This window comes from Microcystis sp. M53603_WE2, assembly GCF_030065435.1.
Genome location: NZ_JASJFF010000399.1, coordinates 1 through 2,715, shown reverse-complemented (window position 1 = coordinate 2,715; position 2,715 = coordinate 1). Strand labels below are relative to the sequence as shown.

At 45.9% G+C, this 2,715-nt stretch carries 3 protein-coding genes; all 3 read right to left on the bottom strand.

The genetic code is table 11. The features are described 5' to 3' along the window. Positions 1–294: TatD family hydrolase (locus PX481_RS08435; protein ID WP_288094351.1), on the bottom strand; the 294-nt coding region annotated here is incomplete at its 3' end. Positions 295–344: 50 nt separating this feature from the next. Further along, positions 345–638: a 30S ribosomal protein S20 gene (gene rpsT / locus PX481_RS08430; protein ID WP_002737368.1), complete on the bottom strand. Its 294-nt coding sequence runs from the start codon at positions 636–638 to the stop codon at positions 345–347. Positions 639–852: 214 nt separating this feature from the next. Continuing rightward, on the bottom strand, positions 853–2,103 hold the full coding sequence (gene rpoD / locus PX481_RS08425; RefSeq protein ID WP_002758696.1) for an RNA polymerase sigma factor RpoD: 1,251 nt from the start codon (positions 2,101–2,103) through the stop codon (positions 853–855). Between the last annotated feature and the right edge of the window lie 612 nt (positions 2,104–2,715).

The following is a 2,715-nucleotide window of genomic DNA, read 5'->3' as shown; positions in this document are numbered from 1 at the left end:
GTCTAAACCCATTTCCCCGATCGCCACGACGCGCCGATCAGATCGGGCTAGGGATTCGATCTGATCGGCACTATTATCTCGCCATTTTTGGGCATCTAGGGGATGTAAACCGACGGCGAAGGAAATTTCCTCAAATTGATCGGCAATGGCTTTAATCGCTGCAAACTCCTCCGGTTCGACACAGGAGTGAACCAGATGAACGACTCCCACACTTCGCCAACGTTCGGAGATAGCGGGCAAGTCGGCTTGCAAAACGTCAAAGTTCAAATGAACGTGCGTATCTATTAATTGCATCGACCCCCGATCGCTTGTTGCGTCTGTCCTGATTACAGCTTACTCGTTTCTTAGGAAGCTTGGCTAACTTTTTGCAAAGCTTTGGCTAAACCGGCTTTTTTTCTAGCGCCGTTGTTCCGGTGCAAGACGTTGCGCTTGACGGCTTTATCGATTTTACTGTAAGCTTCCGATAGAGCTTGTTGGGCGCTTTCTAGCCCTTCTGGGCTGGGGTTGGCTCCGTAGGCCGAGACAGCGACAAGACATTTTTTGATCAGGGTTCTTACGGCTGACTTGTACGCTTTGTTGCGGAGACGATTTCTTTCGGAGATTTGGACTCGTTTGAGTGCAGACTTTGTATTAGCCACAGTCGTTTCTTGTTCTCAATACTGGTATGGTTAATCGGGACACAGACAAACCATAATAACAGATTTGTGCTATTTGTTGCAAGAGTTTTCTGGACAAGATTGGGGCAACCCCAGAGATATTTTCAGGATTAGGTTCCCACCGATGGGGAAGTGTAGATGACGATAAAACTGAGCCTCAAGGAGACTCAGTTTCTAGTTTTTTAAGGACGGGAAGTTAACGAATGTACTCTTTGAGGATACTATTACGGTTAGGGTGACGCAGTTTCCGCAGGGCTTTGGCTTCTATTTGACGAATGCGCTCGCGAGTGACGTTGAAAATCTGGCCGATTTCTTCGAGTGTTTTCATCCGGCCGTCATCTAAACCGTAGCGCAGACGCAGCACATCGCGTTCGCGAGGACTAAGGGTATCGAGGACGTTTTCTAAATCCTCGCGTAATAAATTTTTAGAAACTTCATCTTCTGGGGTTTCCCCATCCGCTTCGATAAAGTCTCCTAAACGGGAATCTTCTTCTTTACCGATGGGAGTCTCTAGAGAAATAGGTAATTGGGCAGATTTAGCAATAAAACGCAGTTTTTCAATGGTCATCTCCATCTTGGTGGCGATTTCTTCCTCGGTGGGTTTGCGACGCATTTCCTGAGAAAGAATCTTGGTGGTTTTTTTGATCCGGGAGATGGTTTCGTAGAGGTGGACGGGAAGTCTAATGGTGCGGGATTGATCGGCGATCGCCCGGGTGATGGCTTGACGAATCCACCAAGTGGCATAGGTGGAGAATTTATACCCCTTTTCGTGGTCGAATTTTTCGGCGGCGCGGATCAAACCGAGGGAACCTTCTTGAATTAAATCTTGGAAGGAAAGACCGCGATTCATGTATTTCTTGGCGATCGAAACCACTAAACGCAGGTTCGATTGTACCATTTTTTCCTTAGCGCGACGACCATGGTACAAACGACGCTTAAAGGCCGATAAGTATTCCTTTGATTTCGCCAGCCATTCTTCCAGCATGGGAGCCATTAGCTCCGTCTTACCTAAATAAGCCTTAATATCCGATAATTTCGGTTCTTTTTCCGATTTTTCGGCGATAATTTTCTCGATGCGCTCGAACAAGAAAACCTGTTTTCCCCATTCAGCATCGCTATAGAGGCAAAAATCTTCGCGAATGCGTTCTAATTTCAGTAGATCGGCGATTTTTCTCGCTAATTCGATCTCCTCCTCCGCTCTCAATAACCGAATCCTGCCGATCTCTTGCAGATAAATCCGAATCGAATCTTCCGTATAGGGTTTTTTTCTAGCGGCGTCGCGACGACGAGCGCTGGCAAGGCGGCGGTTTTTTTTGCCATCGTTGCTATCGCTGGTTTCTTCTAGCTCTAACTCGATATCCTCATCATCGAAGTCTTCGTCTAGGTCAATCAAATCTAAATCCAATGGCGGCTCGGTAAGGGTTAGTACATCGTGGGCCTGCATCATGCCGTTTTCCTCTTGCTCCTTCTGTGCAAAACTAGAAGATCGAATCTCAATCTAGGTGATACTGAACAAATTTGTGTCTCAAATCCGAGAGGGGCAAAGACTTTTCCGATTGTAGCTTTAATTACAACAAATGGGAGAAGATTTTTGCTTAAATTTCCTTGTGTCGATGCGATTTTAGCGACACGGAATGCTGTTTTAGCTCGGTCAACTCATAATCTGGCTCCTGCAAAAATTGGGTAAATGGCTGGAGGACTGGAATCCGATCGCCGGTTTGTCTGCGGTGTTGACCAGATAGCTAAGTATCAAAGGAATTATGGGATGGGTTAACTGTTCCCACTGGCAAGAGGAACATAATCCCTATTGGCCCTTGCTAATTCCTTTAGTCTTTAGCTATTGTATTTAATTTGATCGGATTCTTACGGACAAATTTCATCCCTCATTGCTTTTACGCGAATCCAATTTCAATACAAGTGTATTAAAATTGTTAGAGCGCAAGCTCATAATATTAACTTAGCAACATTTTAGAAATTTGCGAGACAAATTTAAGATTTTCTCCAATAGCACCGTGGGGTGTGGGGTGTGGGGTGTGGGGTGTGGGGTGTGGGGTGTGGG

Bases quoted from the DNA above. Each gene is read 5' to 3' on its own strand.
- rpoD (WP_002758696.1), bottom strand. From the start codon at position 2,103: ATGATGCAGGCCCACGATGTACTAACCCTTACCGAGCCGCCATTGGAT.